Raw genomic sequence first — 2,618 nt, forward strand, 5'->3', positions numbered from 1 at the left:
TGGAAAAGGATTTTAATTCTCTAGTTGCGTCATTACGCGTTTCGACGAATGTTGACCATGTGGACAAGGTGGATGGCGATCGAGACGGTTTTGTTTCGTAAACAGCTTGTTGGTTTTGAAGGAAATCGTCATGATTTGAAGAACTCATACTCCGGAGAGAGGAGTGTTCGCATGAGGTCGGTTGAACTGTTCGTTGGAGCCGGCGGTCTTGCGATGGGGATATCAAACGCCGGGTTTCGGCACGTGGGATTATACGAATGGGATCGATACGCGTGCGACACCATACGTTTCAATAAGGAAAGAAACGTGGGGCCGGTCCGAGATTGGCCGATTTATCAACTTGACGTGCGAAGTGTCGATTTCACTCAATATCGCGGTATTGAACTTCTCGCAGGAGGCCCCCCATGTCAGCCGTTTTCATTGGGAGGCAAACATCGTGGACGCGAGGATCACCGGAATATGTTCCCCGAAATGATTAGGGCGGTCAGGGAGATCCAGCCGAAGGTCGTCTTGATCGAAAACGTGAAAGGATTACTGCGGGAGTCCTTCGCGAAATACTTCGAGTACATACTTCTTCAAATCTGTTATCCCGAAATCGTTCCTAAGGAAAACGAGGATTGGACGGATCACTTGTCTCGTTTGGAACAGCAACACACCAAAGGTCGCTACCACGGCCTTTCTTATCGTGTGGTGTTCCGCTTGCTTAACGCTGCGGATTACGGTGTACCTCAAAAAAGGGAACGGGTGTTTATTGTCGGCTTCCGAAGTGATTTGAACATCGAATGGTCGTTTCCCAATCCAACGCATTCTTTCGACGCCCTTCTTTACGATCAATGGGTTACGGGGGAATATTGGGAACGGCACCGGGTTGCGAAAAAACATCGTCCTGACATTCCCGACAAACTCAAAAAGAGAATCGAAAGTCTTCGGATGGGACTAAGACTAATACAGGGCGCTCCGTGGGTTACTGTGCGCGACGCCATTTCCGGTCTTCCCGATCCGGAAAGCGAACAAGACTGCGGCGTACCCAACCATCGTTTTAATCCCGGAGCCCGAGTTTATCCGGGACACACCGGAAGTCCGCTCGATGAGCCTGCGAAAACCCTAAAAGCCGGGGATCACGGCGTTCCCGGCGGAGAGAACATGCTTGTGAAACCGGATGGCACCGTACGTTATTTCACGGTGCGGGAGAGCGCGCGCTTGCAGACGTTCCCGGACGAGTACGTGTTTAGCGGGTCTTGGACGGAGAGCATGCGCCAATTGGGGAACGCAGTTCCGGTACGGTTGGCTCATTTCATCACTAAAGACATCAGAACACGTCTTGAATGGAGTGTCGCTGATGCAGGAAAAGCCGTATAATCCGCTTGAAAAAAGGAATCTCGCCATCAGCGTCAGCGATGCGCTTTTGGAACGTCCTATCTCGAAGTTGCCGCCTCCCGAACCGTTCGAGGGGGCGGGTATCTACGCCATCTACTACACCGGGGACTTTTCTCTGTATCAAAAAATCGCGGAGCGTAACCGAAACGGACGTTTTGAAGCTCCGATATACGTGGGTAAAGCGGTCCCCCCTGGTGCGAGAAAAGGCGGTTTCGGACTGGACATTCCTCCCGGCCAAGTCCTATATAGACGGCTATGCGAACACGCCGAGTCAATAAAGCAAGCGCGTAACCTCGATATTGAAGGCTTTTATTGCAGATACCTCGTGGTAGACGACATTTGGATACCGCTAGGAGAATCACTTTTGATTCAACGCTTTTCGCCGGTATGGAATCAAGTTCTCGATGGGTTCGGGAACCACGATCCTGGGAGCGGAAGATATTCGCAACAGCGTTCGAGGTGGGATACCGTACATCCTGGGAGAGTTTGGGCCGACAGGTTAACACCGAACGCCGAAAGCCTCGAGAAGATAGTTCAAGCCGTTGAAGAGTTTTTGAGAAACTGGCAACCGGATACGCGCCGATAAAGGGTCCGTTGACATGGGTGCTCGCCATGACCGACAATGTTTCACGCCAACATCGAAGCGAAATTATGCGGGCAGTTCGAGCGAAAGACACGTCGCTCGAGTTGATGGTGCGTCGAGCGGAATGGGCCAAGGGCGTTCGATTCCGTGTCAATGCGAAAGATCTTCCCGGAAAACCGTACATTGCAATAAAGAGGGTGAAATTGGATATCTTTATTGATTCTTGTTTCTGGGACAGATGTTCTAAACACGGAAGGATCCCAAAAAGCAACATCGAGTTTTGGCGTAATAAAATAAAGCGCAACATGGAACGAGACAAAAAGGTGCTCAACCAGTACCAAACAATGGGGTGGGACGTTTTGCACATTTGGGAACACGAAATACGCGACAATTTGGAACGTGTCGTCGACGCGATCGTCGGGCGAATCCAAACTCTGAGGTCGAACAACGGAAGATCGACCATTGAAAATGGTGGCGTTCAATTCGAAGCGGACGTTGGCGAGTAAAGCGTACGGTGACGTTGCGAGTTTCCCTGATATTTTAGATGTTCTCTACCTTTGCTGTTTTGCGCAAGTCAAAAGTGCAGAATAGCGACGCGGATTTGTGCATAGGCATGGTTCGCAGGAATCTTATGACGACGTCGCTTCCGAAAGCGCGT

The 2,618-nt window shown here is 50.7% G+C and carries 3 protein-coding genes; all 3 read left to right on the forward strand.

What is annotated here, in order from left to right:
* Positions 1–72: 72 nt before the first annotated feature.
* The 3 genes from J3481_RS14225 to J3481_RS14235 are packed head-to-tail and all read left to right on the forward strand — an operon-like array spanning position 73 to position 2,466.
* Complete coding sequence (locus tag J3481_RS14225; protein ID WP_236011753.1) at positions 73–1,359, forward strand: DNA cytosine methyltransferase; 1,287 nt, start codon at positions 73–75, stop codon at positions 1,357–1,359.
* A complete protein-coding gene (locus tag J3481_RS14230) occupies positions 1,340–1,963 on the forward strand; it encodes an Eco29kI family restriction endonuclease (protein ID WP_012810508.1) in 624 nt (207 codons plus the stop codon). Before J3481_RS14225 ends, J3481_RS14230 begins: the two co-directional genes overlap by 20 nt.
* Before the next feature lie 26 nt (positions 1,964–1,989).
* The gene (locus tag J3481_RS14235; protein WP_081442661.1) at positions 1,990–2,466 is read left to right on the forward strand and encodes a very short patch repair endonuclease; all 477 of its coding nucleotides are present in this window, start codon (positions 1,990–1,992) and stop codon (positions 2,464–2,466) included.
* The last annotated feature ends 152 nt before the right edge of the window (positions 2,467–2,618 follow it).

It is taken from the genome of Alicyclobacillus fructus, assembly GCF_017329605.1.
Lineage (GTDB): Bacteria > Bacillota > Bacilli > Alicyclobacillales > Alicyclobacillaceae > Alicyclobacillus > Alicyclobacillus fructus.

Coding starts and splice junctions, on each gene's coding strand:
- J3481_RS14235 (WP_081442661.1), top strand. CDS start 1,990: ATGACCGACAATGTTTCACGCCAACATCGAAGCGAAATTATGCGGGCA.
- J3481_RS14225 (WP_236011753.1), top strand. CDS start 73: ATGGCGATCGAGACGGTTTTGTTTCGTAAACAGCTTGTTGGTTTTGAA.
- J3481_RS14230 (WP_012810508.1), top strand. CDS start 1,340: ATGCAGGAAAAGCCGTATAATCCGCTTGAAAAAAGGAATCTCGCCATC.